A 15,783-nucleotide genomic window follows, 5' to 3' on the forward strand; every position below is an offset into this window, starting at 1 on the left:
TGCGGATTGTAGGCCGGGTAAGCGCAGCGCCACCCGGCAAGAAAGCGTTTTCAGGGGGGTTACAGCCCGATCACCAGCTCCCCGGAATGGCTTCGCGAGCAGCACAGCGCCACCTGCTGCTCCGTCGCGCTTTTTTCTGCCTCTGACTGCACGCTATCCCGGTGATCCACCACGCCGTCAATCACTGGCGTCAGGCAGGCGCCGCAGATCCCCATCTCGCAGGAAAGCGGTACGTCCACGCCATGTTCCTGCAGTACCTGGGCGATGGTCTTATCCGCAGGGACCGGCCAGCGCTCGCCGGTGGAGGCCAGTTTGACCGTAAAGATCTCACCCGCTGCACCGCCACTTGCGGGCGCAGCAGGCTGAAACGCCTCGCTGTGAAGATGGGCGTCGTCCCAGCCTTTCGCCGTGGCGACCTCACGTACTTTTTCCATAAACCCTGCGGGTCCGCAGATCCAGGCGTGAAGCCCCGGCTCAGGCATCGGGAGATGCCCGTCCAGCGTGGTGCGCGGGCTGTCAGTATGGATGACGCACGCATCGCACGCTGAAAGCGCGCGGGCAAACGCCGCGCGTTGCTGGTCCCGGACGTAGTAGTGCAGCGAAAACGGCGTGCCGGCGGCCTTCAGCTGCAGGGCCATCGCGTACAGCGGCGTAATGCCAATCCCCGCCGCCAGCAATAAAACCCGTTCTGCCTGCACCAGCGGAAACAGATTGCGCGGGGCCGAAATCAGCAGCTTCTGCCCCGGACGTAGCGTTTCGTGAACGTAGCGCGACCCACCCCTCGAGGCGGCTTCCCGCCCCACGCAGATTAGATACCCCTCATCGCCACACGCCCCGGTCAGGGAGTACTGGCGAATAACTCCGCAGGGCAGATGCACGTCGATGTGCGCCCCGGGCTGCCATGCCGGCAGCGCTTCGCCGTTTTCGGCCACCAGCCTGACGGCGAGGCTCTTGTCCCCCTCGCGCCACAGTCCGTCAACAATCACGTTCAGCATACGGGCCTCCGTCATACCAGGAAAAATGCGCCAAAGCCCATCTTCTTCAGTCCCCGGCGGTAGGCAATCGAGCTTTTATCCGCGGGGATATGCGCTTCCAGGGTGAGATCCAGCGGCAGGCTTTCCGGGCGCTGGGTTTCCACCATCAGGCGATCTTCTTCAAAGATGCGCAGGTTAAAGGCATGCACATCTTCCACCGGAATATGCAGATCAAAATTGCGCGCGATAGGGGCGAACATGCGGGTCACGCGTGAGGAAACGGGCGACGCGGCATTCATGATTACCAGCCGGGATTCCCCCGGGAAATGGATCGTCAGGGTGGCGGTAAACGGCAGGTGCATTTCAAAATGGCGCAACCAGCGGAAGCCCTCCGGGGCCTGCACATCCGAAGCGGGAGGATAGTTACTCACCGTACTCCAGTAATCGGCAACAAAGCCAAACGGCGTCTCCTGGGGTTGATAGTCAGGGACCAGCGTGTTGTTGGGGTCCGCAAAGGTATCGGTGTGGATCCAGGCAAAGTGCGCCACGTCCAGAAACCCTTCCACCTGACGCCCGGCGAAGCCATTCACTTCGAACGCCGGGCAGTTAATCTGCTGAAATCCGTCGTCATCCCAGTGCGGCAGGGTGGGCAGCGGCGCGGGATTATCCGGATCAAACGCCAGGCAGGTCCAGATCAGGCCAAAGCGCTCCTCCACGGCGTAATTAATCAGGTTCAGCTTCGCCGGAACGGGCTGGTCGGGGCTGGACGGAATTCGGTTGCAGCGCCCGTCCTCCCCAAAACGCAGGCCATGATAGGGACAGATAATCCCGTGCTCATCGTGAAAGCCGAGCGTCAGCGGCACGCCGCGGTGCGGGCACACGTCCCGGGCGACCACGACCTGGTCGTTGATCCGGTAAATCACCAGCTGTTCGTCCAGCAGGGTCGCTTTAACCGGCGCCGGGCCGATGTCGCAGGCCCTGGCGACCGGATGCCAGCATTTCGCCAGACGCAGCCAGTCCTCTGGCTCAAACGTGCAGTGGGCGGGTGGGGTCGGTTCTCTTTTCATGTTCATCCCTCTTGCGTTCAGCCTAACGGGCCGCCCTGAATGGTGTCGCACAGACCGTTGATGATGCGCTCTCCGGTCTCCTCTTTGAGTTCCTGATACCAGGCCTCCGTCAGCGCCATGTCTTTGCCGTGGGTCACGTCGCAGCGTTTACGCGCCTTCAGCACCAGGTCGCGCACCCGGTCGCAGCGCAGCGCTTCGTACTGTCGCAGCGCCAGCGTCACGTTATGGTTTTCACGCAGGCATTGACCCAGCACCACCGCATCTTCCATGGCCGCACAGCCGCCCTGACCGATATCCGGCGTGGTGCTGTGTGCGGCATCGCCCAGCAGCGCGACGTTGCCGCGCACCAGCGTGTCGAACGGCTCAATGTCGTGGATCTCAATGCGGTTGGTGGTCTGCGGGTCGAGCGCGGCGATAAGCTTTTGCACCGGCGGCGCCCAGCCGCGGAAGTAGCCCGTGAGATCGGCGCGCAGGGTGGTGCGATCCTCCGCCAGGCCCAACGGGAGCGGCACGTCAAAAAAGAAATAAAACCGTCCGCCGGAGACGGGCATCAGCGACACGCGTTTTCCTTCGCCAACGAAGGTGGTCCACTGATGAGCCGGTGCAATCTCTTCGTCAATCTTCACCAGCCCGTTCCAGTTCACGTAACCGGCATAGCGGCGCGCCGGTGTATAGCCCAGCACGTACGGGCGAACCGCCGAGTGGGCGCCGTCGGCGGCAATCAGAAAATCCCCGTGCGCCATGGTGCCATCGGTGAAGGTCACGCTCACGCCAGCGTCGTCTTCATGGACGTGTTCGACGCGCTTGCCGAACTGCACGTTATCGCGTCCCCAGAACTCCAGCATTTCGCGCTGGAGTTCAGTGCGCGAGACGGGGCAGGGACGCCCTCCGGTACGCTCAACCAGCGGGGCAAGGCTGAAGCGGGTCAGGGTCTCGCCGCGCCGGTAATCTTTATAGGCCATGAAACGCATCGGCCCGCCGTACGTCTCAACGATCTCCCCCAACCCGAGGTGCTGCATGCATTTCACGCCGTTAGGCCAGATGGAGATGGCCGCCCCGACGGGCCTGATCTCTTTTACGGCTTCAAATACGGTACAGTCGATTCCCGCTTTCTTCAGTGCGACAGCGGCGCTCAGGCCGCCAATACCCGCGCCAATGACGATTGCTCTCATGCTTCTCTCCTTTTGCTGGGGGTAAAGGTATTCAGCAATTTGCGTACCAGGCTGCAGCGTGGCGAAAACGGCGTTGTAAGAGCGGTACTTGCACTGCTAAGGTGCGTAAACGCGGTGAGCGTGCCTTTTTTTGAATCAAAAATTTCCGCTTCACGCATCCGGAATCGACTGTTTCATACCGGGACAACTGTGGCGTGGTTTGTGCAACAGCCTGGAAAAGGACACCACAGGAGACGCTATGATCGCACTGCACGACTTTAATCATCTTCCGGCCCACGACGCGGTGGCGCTGCTTCATCCCTGCGTGGCGATCCCCGGCTGGGCCGACGCGCTGGTTCGCGGGCGGCCTTACCCGAGCCGGGAGGCGTTGTTCATCACGGCGCAGGCCCTGACGCAAACCTGGGATGACGCGGCATTAACCCTCGCCCTGAGCGCGCACCCGCGCATTGGCGAAAAGCCCGCGGGCACCGGGGCGGAGGCAGCGCTGTCGCGCCAGGAGCAGGGTGCGGTGAATGACCGCGATGCCGGGCTTGCGCAGGCGTTACGCGAGGCCAACGCCCGCTACGAAGCCCGTTTTGGACGGGTCTTTCTGATCCGCGCCAAAGGCCGCAGCGGTGAGGAGATGTTACAGGCGCTGCACGCGCGGCTGGAAAACAGTGACGCGCAGGAGGTCCGTGCCGCGCTGGAACAGTTACGGGAAATTACGCTGCTACGGCTGGAAGGAGTCATTAGCGAATGAGTACGTTAAGCACGCATATTCTGGATATCTCAACGGGCAAACCTGCAGAGGGCGTGACCGTCCATCTTCAACAGGAGGGGAAGACGCTCGCCACGGGAGTAACCAACGCGCAGGGGCGCATCGCCGCGTTCGTTCCCTCTCTGCCCGCAGGCCGTTACCGGCTGGTGGCGGAGATCGGCGCATGGTTTCGCGACACCGGCCGCGACACGATCTGGCCCTGCGCGCAAATTGATTTTGTGACGGGAGAAACGGCAGAGGAGCACTTCCATCTGCCGTTTGTGATTGCCCCCGGCGGGTGGTCAACCTACCGGGGTAGTTGACCACACCTGCTCGCCGTTGACCCAGGTCTCGCTGATGTTGCGCTCGTCACCCAGGGTCATCAGGACAAAAAGCTGCTCGTAAATATCCCTGCAGCGGCGATTGCGCAGGCGCTGCAGCGGCGTCACGTCAGGGTCGATAACCACGAAATCCGCCTCTTTGCCGGGGGTGAAGTTGCCAATCTTATCGTCGAGCCTCAGCGCGTGCGCCCCGCCCAGCGTGGCGTGATAAAACGCCTCGCTGGCGCGCAGGCGGTAGTTCTGAAGCTGGCCGACCTTATAGGCTTCCCCCAGCGTGCGCAGCATGCTGAAGGTGGTGCCCGCCCCCACGTCGGTGCCGATGCCCATACGTACCCTGTGCTGCCAGCAGGCGGGCAGGCGAAACAGCCCGCTGCCGAGAAACAGGTTAGAGGTGGGGCAAAACGCCACCGCCGAACCGGTGTCATGCAGGCACTGCCACTCGCTGTGGTGCAGATGAATACCGTGGGCAAACACGCTGCGCTCGCCGGTCAGACCGTAGTGATGATACACGTCCAGATAACGCTCGTGTTCCGGCCAGAGATCGCTCACCCAGGCCACTTCGTTGGGGTTTTCGCTCAGATGGGTCTGCAGCCAGGTATCCGGGAACTCCTCTCTGAGCAGGCTGACCGCGGCAAGCAGCTCGGGGGATGAGGTCGGGGCAAAGCGCGGCGTAATGGCATACCCCAGCCGCCCCCGATGGTGCCAGCGCTGGATCAACGCCCGCGTTTGCCGGTAGCTCTGTTTGGGATCTTCACTCAGGTAGTCCGGCGCGTGCCTGTCCATCATCACCTTGCCGGCGATAAGGCGCATGTTGAGGCGCAGGGCTTCGGTAAACAGCGCCTCGACCGATTCGGGATGCAGGGTACAAAACACCAGCGCGGTGGTGGTGCCATTGCTGACCAGCTGGTTAATGAAAAATTCGGCAATCTCTTTCGCGTAGGCTTCATCGGCAAACTGGCTCTCCACCGGGAAAGTATAGGTCGTCAGCCACTCCAGCAATTGCTCGCCAAACGCGCCGATCATCTCCGTTTGCGGGTAATGGATGTGGGTGTCGATAAATCCGGGCAGCAGCAGCTTGCCGCGCAGGTCGGTGTAACCTTTGTGCGGGTCAAGATACTGCTCGCCCTCCTGCCAGGACATGTGCGCCAGAATTTTTCCGTTCTGGATAAACAGCACCCCGTCCTCAAGATAGCGCGCGTGTTGGGCAATCGCGTCTGCGCTGTCGCAGACCTGGGCAATGTCAAAAAATGCACCGCGGATCGCTGTCTGGTAATCCATCATGGTTCCTGCCTTAGTGTGTGCGTAGCGGGGTGATAAGGCTCAGCAAGAAGGGTGCCAGATTGAACAGGCCGCAGATAAACTGCGGCCGGAAGGGAAGGGTTACTCTTTTTGCGTCGCAACGCGGGAGCTGAACGACGTCGCCTTTGCCGTCTCGCGCTCTTCCCGCGCCAGCCAGCGGTAGGTTACACCGCCGAGGAAGACGCCGATAAACCAGCTGAAGTTTGCCACCTCATGCAGGGCCGGAATAAAGCTAATCACCAGACCCACGGCAACGGAGGGGATCAGCGCGCCAATGGCCTTCGGGTTAAAGCCGTTGCGGTACCAGTATTTGCCCTCTGGCGTGTCGTTGAACAGATCGTCGACCGACACCTTGCCGCGTTTAATCAGGTAGAAGTCGGCAATCAGAATGCCGAACAGCGGGCCGATAAACGCCCCAAGCACGTCGAGGGTGTAGTGGATAAGCTCCGGCGAGTTAAACAGGTTCCACGGGGTGAGCAGGATCGAGCCGACGGCGGCAATCATGCCTCCGGTGCGGAAGCTGATTTTCTGCGGCGAGCAGTTAGAGAAATCAAACGCCGGAGAGACGAAGTTCGCCACGATATTGATCCCGATGGTGGCGGTGATCATCGTCAACAGGCCAATCGCCACCGCCAGATCGTTACCCACGCGGCTGACGGTCTCAATCGGATCGGTGATCATGCGGCCAAACAGCGACTGGGTACCGGAAACAATCACCACGGTGACGATGGAGAACAGCAGGAAGTTAAACGGCAGGCCCCAGCGGTTACCACGGCGGATCTCACCCATGCTCTTCCCGTAGCGGGAGAAATCACCAAAGTTGAGCAGCGGGCCGGAGAAGTAGGAGACCACCAGCGCCGTCGCGGTGATCATCTGCCAGGTCTGCTCGCCCGCGCTCAGGGACTTGCTGGCGAGGGTAAAGGAGATCCCGTCAAAACTGGTCTTGTATACAATCCAGCCGGCAAGGGCCAGCATGACTACATAGACCGCCGGACCGGCGATATCAATAAAGCGTTTGATGGCGCTCATGCCGTGCCAGAAGACCATCGCCTGCAGGACCCACATAATGGCAAAGCAGATCCAGCCCAGATGCGACAGGCCCAGGAACGCGCCGGTGGTGAGCGAAGAGAGCGACGGCCAGAACTTCAGCGCCACCAGCATCAGCGCGTTAGCGGCCAGATAGGTCTGAATGCCGTACCAGGCAAAGGCGATAAGCCCGCGGATCACCGCCGGAATATTGGCCCCGAAGACGCCAAAGGCCTGACGGCTGATCACCGCGTAGGGCACGCCCGCCATCTGGCTCGGTTTCGCCACCAGATTGGCGCACAGCTGCACAATACAAATTCCCACCAGCAGGCAGAGCAACACCTGCCAGCTTGCCAGCCCGAGCGTAAAGAAGCTCGCGGCGACAACATACCCCCCCATGCTGTGCACGTCCGACATCCAGAACGAAAAGATGTTGTACCAGCTCCAGTTCTGGTCACGCGTCGGTGCCAGATCCTCATTGCAAAGACGTGGGCTGTAAACCGCACCGGAATCAGCGGCCGTACCCTGTGGTGTATTTTGACTGTTTGGCATGAAACCTGCTCCTGTGAATGAAAACCCGTTGAGTGGGAGTGCAAACGGTGTTGCAGGATCCAGGCCAAAATAATAAATCTTGTATGCAATATTTTATTTTTATGTATACGATTCGATAACGGAAAGTAAAATTCGGAGTGGTGAATGAACAACATAAATGCCCTGCAGACCGCGCCAGACCTGCATGACAAAGACGAATCCATCTTCCAGGCGCTGATGACCGCGATTGTCGAACATCAGCTGCTGCCGGGAAGCAAATTGCCGGAAGAGGCGCTGGCGGAGGTATTTGGCGTGAGTCGTACGGGCATCCGCAAGGTGCTGCAGCGACTCGCCGCTGTGCAAATGGTCACCTTAACGCCCAGGCGTGGTGCATACGTTGCCAGCCCGACGGTCGAAGAGGCGCGGCACATCTTCCGCACCCGCGCGCTGCTGGAGGTTGCCAACCTGCCGGACGTGCTGGCGCACTGTCAGCCGCCGCATCTTGCCGCGCTGGAGGCCATTATTCGCCAGGAGCAGCAGGCCCACGAGGCCTACGACGGTCCGGCGGCGATCCGCCACTCCGCCCGTTTTCACATTCAGCTGCAGGCCATCTCCGGCAACCAGGTGCTGACGGAGATGGTGACCGGCCTGAGCCAGCGCTCCTCGCTGGTGATTGCCACCTGGGGGGCGCCGTGGCGTCAGGGCTGCCGCTGCAACGATCACGAACAGCTGGTGGATCTGCTGCGCCAGAAGGCGCTCCAGCCGCTAAGTGATGCCTTAATGCACCATTTTGAACATATCGTCGCCAGCCTCTGCTTCGAGCGGGCGGGTGAGTGCCTGCCTGATTTTGCCCGGCTGTTCGCCAGCCACAAGGAGTCGTAATGTCAGTCTGTATACAAGTGATCAACCCCAACACCAGCCTGGCGATGACGGAAACCATCGGCGCGGCGGCCCGTGCGGTGGCCGCACCGGGCACGGAAATCCTCGCGGTCTGCCCCAGTGCAGGCGTGCCCTCTATAGAAGGCCACTTTGATGAGGCTATCGCCGCGGTGGGGGTTCTCGAACAGGTCAAACTCGGCAGGCAGCAGGGCGTGCACGGTCACGTCATCGCCTGCTTTGGCGATCCGGGTCTGCTGGCGGCGCGCGAGCTGGCACAGGGGCCGGTAGTCGGCATTGCTGAAGCCGCCATGCATATGGCCACGCTGGTGGCGACGCGCTTCTCGGTGGTCACCACGCTGCCGCGCACGCTGATCATTGCCCGTCATCTGCTGCACCAGTATGGCTTTCAGGATCATTGTGCGGCGCTGCACGCTATCGATCTCCCGGTGCTGGCGCTGGAAGACGGTAGCGGTCTGGCGCAGGAGAAGGTGCGCGCCCGCTGTATACAGGCGCTGAAAGAGGATGGCTGCGGCGCCATTGTGCTGGGCTGTGGCGGGATGGCGACGCTGGCGCAGGAGCTGACGCGCGAGCTGCGCGTACCGGTGATCGACGGCGTCAGCGCGGCGGTGAAGATGGTGGAGTCGCTGGTGGCGCTGGGGCTGTCGACCAGCAAGCACGGGGACCTGGCGTTCCCGGAAAACAAAGCTTTAAGCGGACAATTTCAGGCATTGAATCCATTTTAAAGGTGAGGAGAGACGCGATGGCGCTATTTGAACAGGATTACCCACGGGATCTGCGCGGTTACGCGGGCAACCCGCCGCACGCGCAGTGGCCGAATCAGGCGCGCATCGCGGTGCAGTTTGTGCTCAATTATGAAGAGGGGGCGGAAAACCACGTTCTGCATGGCGATGCCGGGTCGGAGCAGTTCCTGTCGGACATCATCGGTGCGGCCAGCTACCCGGACAGACATATGTCGATGGACTCCCTCTACGAATACGGCAGCCGCGCCGGGTTCTGGCGGATCCACAATGAATTTCAAAAGCGTGGCCTGCCGCTGACGGTTTTTGGCGTGGCGATGGCGCTGGCGCGTCATCCGGAAATCGTTGAGGCGATTAAGTCAGCGGATTACGACGTGGTCAGCCACGGCTGGCGCTGGATCCACTATCAGAACATGGATATTAGCCAGGAGCGTGAACACCTGCAGAAAGCGGTGCATGTTCTGACCGATCTGTTCGGCAAGCCACCCACCGGCTGGTACACCGGGCGCGACAGCCCTAATACGCGTCAGCTGGTGGTGGAGCACGGCGGCTTTGATTACGACAGCGACTACTATGGTGACGACTTACCCTTCTGGACGGAAGTGGCCTGCAGCGACGGCACCCGCAAACCGCACCTGATTGTGCCCTACACGCTGGATGCGAACGACATGCGCTTCGCCACCGCGCAGGGGTTTAATACCGCCGAGCAATTTTATATGTACCTGAAGGACAGCTTTGACGTGCTGTACGAAGAGGGGGAACGCGCGCCGAAGATGATGTCCATCGGCATGCACTGCCGCCTGCTGGGGCGCCCTGGGCGTTTTCGCGCGCTGCAGCGTTTCCTTGATTACGTGCAGCAGCATGAGCGGGTGTGGGTCTGTACCCGCCAGCAGATTGCCGATCACTGGCGGGACGTGCATCCGTTTCAGAAGTAAGTGTGACGTGTTTAGCCGGGTGGCGGCTGCGCCTTACCCGGCCTACGGGAAGACCTTGCAGACCCGGTAAGCGCAGCGCCACCGGGCAGGTTTTTCAAACAGACCTTTACTCCGGTGGAGCTGAGCAAGTTATAGTAGCTACGCTTTGGAAGATACCAGGGAGTGGCGGTTTGAAATGAAAAATGAAATAAAGAAAACAGTAATCGACATCATCATCATACTGTCCTCAAATGATGAGGATTCATGGGCAAAAATATTTGAAAAACTTGGTTTCGAACTGGATGTTGATTATGAGTCATCCATTTACTCATTAAAAAAACTCTACGGTGGAATGGGATCATTTAACGATCTTGTTCTTCATAAAAATGGGACACCGCTACTTCGGGATAATGACGAGTTAGAAGATTTGAGACACAAACTCTACAAGCAACTCGACCATGCCATCGGCTTGTCAAAAGCGGGTGATTTACCATAACGGCTTAAAGTGCATTGCTAAATAGCGCTCAGGGGGATTTCCCGCCCTGAGCCGCAAAAATTGTGCATTTCATTACGCCATCAAACTCACCTGCGCCGCCACAATCCTCCACCCGTAGGCAAACCGCACCCACGTCTGTTGCTGGCGGCCAATGCGCTGCGTGCCCTCGCGGGTAAATTCGGTGCTGCACACGGCATAATCCTCCCCGAAGGTGGTGATCACGGTGTGACGCAGCGTGCGCTGCAGCCCGGCGGCGGGGCGCGCCGCGCGAAAGGCGCGGATTTCATCAATCCCGTACAGGTTCTCACCCGCCCCCAGACGCACCGTGTTTTTGTCGTGCCAGAACAGCTCGTCCAGTACCGCAATGTTGTTGCTCACCAGCGCGTCTTCATAGCGGTAAAAGGCGGCCGTCACTTCCGCCACCACCCACGGGAGGTTAATGTCATCGTGATTCATCATGCTGCAACCTCCGCCGGGCGGGCATCGGTGATTCCATTCTCCTCCAGCACGCGCGCGACGCGCAGGCAGGCCTGCTCGTTAAACGGCGCGGCAATGAGCTGCAGGCCAATGGGCATTCCCTGCGCGGTGCGCAGCGGTACGGTGGTCACGGGCAGGCCTAAAAACGAAATCGGCTGGGTCAGCATCCCCATGCTGGCGCGAATCGGCAGCGGCTGGCCGTTAATCTCCATGGTTTGCTCGCCCGCCAGCGTGGCGCTGCGCGGGGTGGCCGGGGCGATCAGCACGTCGGCCTGCGCGAAGAGGGTCTTAAACGCCTGCCGGGCATGCGCGCGAAACCGCTGGGCCTGAATGTACCAGGCGGAGGGGATCATCGCCCCTGCCAGCAGCCGCTCGCGGGAGTGCGGCTCAAAACGCTCCGGCTCGCGGCGAAGCGCGGGCAGGTACTGATTTCCCCCTTCGGAGGCGCTGATGATAAACGCCGCGGCGCGCGCCAGTTCGGCCTCCGGAAAGTGCAGTTCATCCTGCACGTCGAGCGCCTTCGCTACCCGCGCCACGGCATCTCTGGCCTGGGCGTCACACCAGGTGGTGAAGTAGCCGCCGAGCACCGCGCAGCGCAGGCCCTCCAGGCCGCGGTCGAGCAGGGGACGCGTCTGTTCATGCGGATGTTCTGCCTGAAAACCATCGCTGCTGTCCCGCCCCTGCAGCGCGTCGTACACGGAGGCCAGATCGCCCACCCGACGGGCAAAGGGGCCGATATGATCCAGACTGGCGACAAAGGGATGGCTGCCGGATCGCGACAGACGACCAAAGGTGGGCTTCAGGCCATAGATCCCACACAGGGAGGCCGGGACGCGTATCGAACCGTTGGTGTCGGTGCCGAGCGAAAAGTGCACCAGCCCGGCGGCCACGGCGGCGGCCGAACCGCCGGATGAACCGCCCGCAATGCGCGTCAGGTCGTGCGGGTTACGCGTCGTGCCGTAGTGGCTGTTTTCGGTGGTAAAGCCGTAGGCGTAGGCGTCCATATTCACCATGCCGGTCAGCAGCCCGCCCGCGCTGCGCAGCTGGCGCACCGCGAAGCCGTCAGCGGTTGCGGCAGGGCGCTGGCTGAACAGTTCAGCCCCGGCGAGAGTGGTGTGGCCGACAACGTCAAACAGGTTTTTCACCGCGTAGGGCACGCCCGCCAGCGGCGGCAGCGGACGCTTTTCGCGGCGCAGGGTGTCGATATTGTCCGCCTCGGCGAGCATGCGCGCTTGCGTCACCGTGGTCCAGGCGTTGATCTGCGGGTTAACCTTCGCAATCGTCTCCAGCGTCTGGCGGGCGATCTCGCGGGCGCTCAGCTCGCCTGCGCTGAGCGCCTGCTGAATGTCGCTGATACTCATCTCGTGTAGCGTCATGCTTTATACACTCCTGCAATCTCCAGACGGTCGTCGAGCGGTAGCGCCATCAGCGGCGCGGCCATGCCGGCAATGCGGCTGAACTGCAGATGCAGCTCGGCGCGGCGGGCCTCATCCAGCGCAATGCCAAGCACGGACTCCATTTGCGCCAGATAGGCGTGCCACTCAGGTTGTACGTCGTTCATTATTCTCTCCTCAGAATCCGGTGGCGGCGCCGTTGCTGCGTGGGTCGAACGCGCCTTCAAACAGCCCGTTCGGGTGGCGGACTATCGCACCCGCGTGGCCCATGGCTTCGCTAAAGTCCGGGAAAAGCTCTACGTCGTGACCGAGCCCCTGCAGGCGTGCGACAGTCTCGGGAGAAAAACGGCCCTCCAGTTTTAAGGTGTCCGAGGTTTGTCCCCAGGTGCGACCCAGCAGCCAGCGCGGGCGTGAGATGCTCTCCTGCAGCGGCACGCCCTGGACCACGTAGCGGGTAAAGAGGGCGGCCTGGGTTTGCGGCTGTCCGTCACCGCCCATCGAGCCGTAGACCATCATCCGCCCATCCTTAAGACGTGCCGCCGCCGGGTTGAGGGTATGGAACGGCTGTTTACCCGGCGCGAGCGCCAGCAGATGATTGGGATCGAGACTGAATGAGGCGCCGCGGTTCTGCCAGACGATGCCGGTATCGGGCAGCACCACGCCGCTGCCGAATTCGTGATAAATGCTCTGAATAAACGACACGGCCAGGCCGCTGCTGTCCATCACCCCCATCCACACCGTATCGCCGGGGCCTTTGCCGGCTCCCCATGGGGCAGCGCGGCTGTCGTCAACCCTGTCGGCAAGCGCCTGAAGGGCAGCGGGGTCCAGCAGGCGCTGAATATCGGTTTTCAGCTCGCGCGGGTCGGTGATGTGAGCATCGCGCAGGCCAAAGGCCAGCTTGGTGGCTTCAACAATGCGGTGAAGGGTGTCGGCGTCGTCGGCGTCCGCCATGTTCAGCCGGTCGGTGATGCCGAGGATTGCCAGCGAGACCAGCCCCTGGGTCGGTGGGGCGAGGTTAAACACCTCCCCCTGCTGATGCTGCAGCGTCAGCGGCGTGGTGCGCCGGGCAGCGTGGGCGTGTAAATCGGCCAGCGTCACGGGCAGGCCCAGCGCCTCCATACCGTGCGCCAGCACCTCCGCCAGCGGACCGCGATAGAAGCTGTCCAGCCCGTCTTCCTCCAGCCGCTTGAGGGTGGACGCCATCGCCGGTTGATAAAAGCGGCTCCCGACCTCTGGCGGCTGACCGTTCACCAGCCAGGTTTCCGCAAAACCGGGGATATCTTTCAGCTCGTCGAATTTACTCGCCGTGGCGTGAGCCTGAGAGGGCGTGACCGGCGTGCCGTGTTGCGCATACTCAATGGCGTCGGCCAGCAGGCGGGCCAGCGGCAGCGATTTACCGGTCATCTCGCGTGAGACCTTAAGCGCCTCGTCCCAGCCGCTGACCGTTCCGGCGACGGTGAGCGCTGCGCGGGGACCCCGATGGGGTATCTGCGCCACATCATCATAAGCGGCAAGGGTTGCCAGAGAGCCAGCCGCGCCGCTGGCGTCGATGGCGATCGGGTCGCCCTGCGGCGGAACGATAAGCCAGAAGCCGTCACCGCCGAGGCCGTTCATATGCGGGTAAACCACGGCGATGGTCGCCGCCGCCGCCACCATCGCTTCGATGGCGCTGCCGCCTTCGCGCAGCACGGCCAGCGCGCTCTGGCTGGCAAGATGGTGGGGCGCAACGGCCATTCCGCGTGTGGAAACATTACTGTGCATGAAGAGTCCTCATAACCCTGAAGGTCACAAGGCGCTGCAAAAGTTGTTCCAGTTCTGAAAGAAAAGTTTCAGCAAACTGGCACGTATCATGATACGTATAATAAAAAGCAAAATGTGATGAAACAAAAGTTACAGAGGCGCTATGGAACAGTTAGATGAACGTCTGAAAGCACAATACCCGTCGCTGTCGCCGCAGGAGCAGCGGGTGGCGGATTTTATTTTCGATCATTTTGACGACCTGATCGGCTACAACAGCGCCGAGCTGGCGCAGCTGAGCGGGGTGTCAAAAGCGACCGTCAGCCGTCTGTTTAAGCGTCTGGGCTATGAGAAATATAAGGACATGCGCGACGAGTTGCGCACCCTGCGCCAGAGCGGGATGCCGCTTACCGATAACCGCGACGCGGTGCAGGGCAACACCCTGCTGGCGCGCCACTACAAGCAGGAGATGGCGAACCTGACCCAGTGGGTTAATGCCCTCGACGCGCAGCAGTTTGCCGAGGCGATGGCCTGCATGGTGAAGGCGCGGCGCATTGTCATCATCGGCATGCGTAACGCCTATCCGGCGGCGCTGCACCTGCGCCAGCAGCTGCTGCAGGCGCGCGGGCAGGTGCTGGTGCTGCCGCAGCCGGGGCAGAGCCTGAGCGAGGAACTGGTGGATTTAACGCCCGACGATCTGGTGGTCATGATGGCCTTTCGCCGCCGCCCGCGCATTATCCGCCCGCTGATGCAGCAGCTTCAGAGCAGCGGCATTCCGGTGCTGCTGATGTGCGAGCCGCAGGCCCACAGCCTGTTTCCGCTGGCGAGCTGGCAGCTCTGCGCCCCGCTGGACAGCGTCTCGGCCTATGACAGCTATTCGTCCGTCAACAGCCTGATCAACCTGCTTTCAAATGCCTTGCTGCATGAGATCCTCGATAAAGGCCGTCCGCGCATTCATGAGATTGCCTCGCTCTACCAGCAGCTGGACGAACTGGAACAACGATAATGGGGCATCAGGCTGGTGCTTTGCATTGAAATGGTGCAGAACGGCGGGGCGAAAATGGGGCACATTTTCGCCCCGTCCGCGTTTTATCAGGCATTAACAGAAAATTCTCCGCGCTGCGTTACTTGGTACATTAGTTGCAAAAACACATTCAAAGAATCTTTTGTTTCATGTTAACGTTACGGGGAAGCACCATGAAAAAACTGTTAATTGCACTGGCCGGGGCCGTCTGTCTGTTCACCAACCTGCCGGTAAAGGCTGACCAGCTTCAGGATATCGAGAAGCGCGGCACTATTCGTATCGCCGTACCGCAGGACTTCCCACCGTTTGGATCGGTGGGGACCGATCTCCAGCCGCAGGGCTATGACATCGACATGGCGCGCTACCTGGCCAAACAGATGAAGCTCAAGCTGCAGCTGGTCCCGGTGACCAGCGCCAACCGCGTGCCGTACCTGCAAACCGATAAGGTGGACCTGGTCATTTCCAGCCTCGGGAAAAACCCGGAGCGCGAGAAGGTGATCGACTTTAGCCGCGCCTACGCGCCGTTCTTCCTCGGCGTGTTTGGCCCGAAAGGTGCCGAACTGAAAGATGCCGCCGCCCTGAGCGGAAAAACCATCGGCGTGACGCGTGGAGCAGTGGAGGACATGGTGCTGACCAGCCTGGCACCGAAAGATGCCAACGTAAAACGCTACGAAGACAATAACACCACGCTGTCGGCGTATCTCTCCGGGCAGGTGCAGTACGTGGCGACCGGCAACCTCGTGGTGGCGGCCATTTCGCGTCAGAACGCGGCTAAAGCCCCGGTGCCGAGCTTTATGCTGAAAGACTCGCCGTGCTTTATTGGTCTGAAGAAGAACGAACCGGCCCTGAAGGCAAAAGTGGACGCGCTGATTGAGCAGGGTATTAAGGACGGCACGCTGAACGGCCTGTCCGAGCAGTGGCTGAAGGCTCCGCTGCCGGCAAACCTTGGCGCCTGAGC

General features: G+C 61.1%; 16 protein-coding genes and 1 pseudogene. 8 read left to right on the forward strand and 9 right to left on the reverse strand.

Going from position 1 to position 15,783, the window contains the following annotated elements; translation table 11 throughout:
• Positions 1-59: 59 nt before the first annotated feature.
• The 3 genes from C1N69_RS07965 to hpxO are packed head-to-tail and all read right to left on the reverse strand — an operon-like array spanning position 60 to position 3,213.
• Positions 60-995, reverse strand: coding sequence for a PDR/VanB family oxidoreductase (locus C1N69_RS07965; RefSeq protein ID WP_155030957.1), 936 nt, complete (start codon positions 993-995; stop codon positions 60-62).
• Between the two features lie 11 nt (positions 996-1,006).
• Positions 1,007-2,041, reverse strand: coding sequence for a molybdenum cofactor-independent xanthine hydroxylase subunit HpxD (hpxD, locus tag C1N69_RS07970; protein WP_095451671.1), 1,035 nt, complete (start codon positions 2,039-2,041; stop codon positions 1,007-1,009).
• Positions 2,042-2,058: 17 nt separating this feature from the next.
• Positions 2,059-3,213: an FAD-dependent urate hydroxylase HpxO gene (hpxO, locus tag C1N69_RS07975; protein ID WP_155030958.1), complete on the reverse strand. Its 1,155-nt coding sequence runs from the start codon at positions 3,211-3,213 to the stop codon at positions 2,059-2,061.
• Between the two features lie 238 nt (positions 3,214-3,451).
• Here hpxO and uraD point away from each other — a divergent pair, with 238 nt between their 5' ends.
• Both uraD and uraH read left to right on the forward strand, forming a co-directional pair.
• The gene (gene uraD, locus C1N69_RS07980; protein ID WP_155030959.1) at positions 3,452-3,952 is read left to right on the forward strand and encodes a 2-oxo-4-hydroxy-4-carboxy-5-ureidoimidazoline decarboxylase; all 501 of its coding nucleotides are present in this window, start codon (positions 3,452-3,454) and stop codon (positions 3,950-3,952) included.
• Positions 3,949-4,272 carry a hydroxyisourate hydrolase gene (gene uraH, locus C1N69_RS07985; RefSeq protein ID WP_045284659.1) on the forward strand — a complete coding sequence of 108 codons (324 nt, stop codon included), beginning with the start codon at positions 3,949-3,951 and terminating at the stop codon, positions 4,270-4,272. Before uraD ends, uraH begins: the two co-directional genes overlap by 4 nt.
• Here the strand turns inward: uraH and guaD are convergent.
• Together guaD and C1N69_RS07995 are read right to left on the reverse strand one after the other, a co-directional pair.
• On the reverse strand, positions 4,252-5,571 hold the full coding sequence (gene guaD, locus C1N69_RS07990) for a guanine deaminase (protein ID WP_155030960.1): 1,320 nt from the start codon (positions 5,569-5,571) through the stop codon (positions 4,252-4,254). The two genes, uraH and guaD, sit on opposite strands and share 21 nt — an antisense overlap.
• A gap of 99 nt (positions 5,572-5,670) precedes the next feature.
• Positions 5,671-7,167 carry an NCS1 family nucleobase:cation symporter-1 gene (locus tag C1N69_RS07995; RefSeq protein ID WP_155030961.1) on the reverse strand — a complete coding sequence of 499 codons (1,497 nt, stop codon included), beginning with the start codon at positions 7,165-7,167 and terminating at the stop codon, positions 5,671-5,673.
• A gap of 144 nt (positions 7,168-7,311) precedes the next feature.
• Here C1N69_RS07995 and C1N69_RS08000 point away from each other — a divergent pair, with 144 nt between their 5' ends.
• From C1N69_RS08000 to C1N69_RS08015, 4 genes and pseudogenes are all read left to right on the forward strand, one after another.
• A complete protein-coding gene (locus C1N69_RS08000; protein WP_155030962.1) occupies positions 7,312-8,028 on the forward strand; it encodes a GntR family transcriptional regulator in 717 nt (238 codons plus the stop codon).
• Positions 8,028-8,901 (forward strand): annotated as a pseudogene (gene hpxA / locus C1N69_RS08005) (allantoin racemase). Before C1N69_RS08000 ends, hpxA begins: the two are co-directional and overlap by 1 nt.
• Positions 8,819-9,718 (forward strand): allantoinase PuuE, encoded by a 900-nt coding sequence (gene puuE / locus C1N69_RS08010; RefSeq protein ID WP_420841807.1) that lies wholly within the window; start codon positions 8,819-8,821, stop codon positions 9,716-9,718. The pseudogene hpxA and the gene puuE overlap by 83 nt, the downstream one beginning before the upstream one ends.
• 175 nt (positions 9,719-9,893) lie before the next feature.
• On the forward strand, positions 9,894-10,193 hold the full coding sequence (locus C1N69_RS08015; protein ID WP_155030964.1) for a DUF6966 domain-containing protein: 300 nt from the start codon (positions 9,894-9,896) through the stop codon (positions 10,191-10,193).
• A gap of 72 nt (positions 10,194-10,265) precedes the next feature.
• On the opposite strand, the gene hpxZ is transcribed toward C1N69_RS08015, so the two are convergent.
• From hpxZ to hpxW, 4 genes are read right to left on the reverse strand one after another with little or no spacing between them, the layout of a single operon-like run.
• Complete coding sequence (gene hpxZ, locus C1N69_RS08020) at positions 10,266-10,652, reverse strand: oxalurate catabolism protein HpxZ (protein WP_095440980.1); 387 nt, start codon at positions 10,650-10,652, stop codon at positions 10,266-10,268.
• Positions 10,649-12,046: an AtzE family amidohydrolase gene (locus C1N69_RS08025; RefSeq protein ID WP_155030965.1), complete on the reverse strand. Its 1,398-nt coding sequence runs from the start codon at positions 12,044-12,046 to the stop codon at positions 10,649-10,651. Before C1N69_RS08025 ends, hpxZ begins: the two co-directional genes overlap by 4 nt.
• Positions 12,043-12,231: an oxalurate catabolism protein HpxX gene (hpxX, locus tag C1N69_RS08030; RefSeq protein ID WP_025755912.1), complete on the reverse strand. Its 189-nt coding sequence runs from the start codon at positions 12,229-12,231 to the stop codon at positions 12,043-12,045. Before hpxX ends, C1N69_RS08025 begins: the two co-directional genes overlap by 4 nt.
• Before the next feature lie 10 nt (positions 12,232-12,241).
• Complete coding sequence (gene hpxW / locus C1N69_RS08035; RefSeq protein ID WP_155030966.1) at positions 12,242-13,825, reverse strand: oxamate amidohydrolase; 1,584 nt, start codon at positions 13,823-13,825, stop codon at positions 12,242-12,244.
• A 142-nt stretch (positions 13,826-13,967) separates the two neighbouring features.
• On the opposite strand from hpxW, the gene hpxU reads away from it, so the two are divergent.
• Both hpxU and C1N69_RS08045 read left to right on the forward strand, forming a co-directional pair.
• Complete coding sequence (gene hpxU, locus C1N69_RS08040) at positions 13,968-14,807, forward strand: MurR/RpiR family transcriptional regulator HpxU (protein WP_025755910.1); 840 nt, start codon at positions 13,968-13,970, stop codon at positions 14,805-14,807.
• A gap of 191 nt (positions 14,808-14,998) precedes the next feature.
• A complete protein-coding gene (locus C1N69_RS08045; RefSeq protein ID WP_095451679.1) occupies positions 14,999-15,781 on the forward strand; it encodes a transporter substrate-binding domain-containing protein in 783 nt (260 codons plus the stop codon).
• Positions 15,782-15,783 lie beyond the last annotated feature (2 nt).

Source organism: Enterobacter sichuanensis, assembly GCF_009036245.1.
GTDB classification, from domain to species: domain Bacteria; phylum Pseudomonadota; class Gammaproteobacteria; order Enterobacterales; family Enterobacteriaceae; genus Enterobacter; species Enterobacter sichuanensis.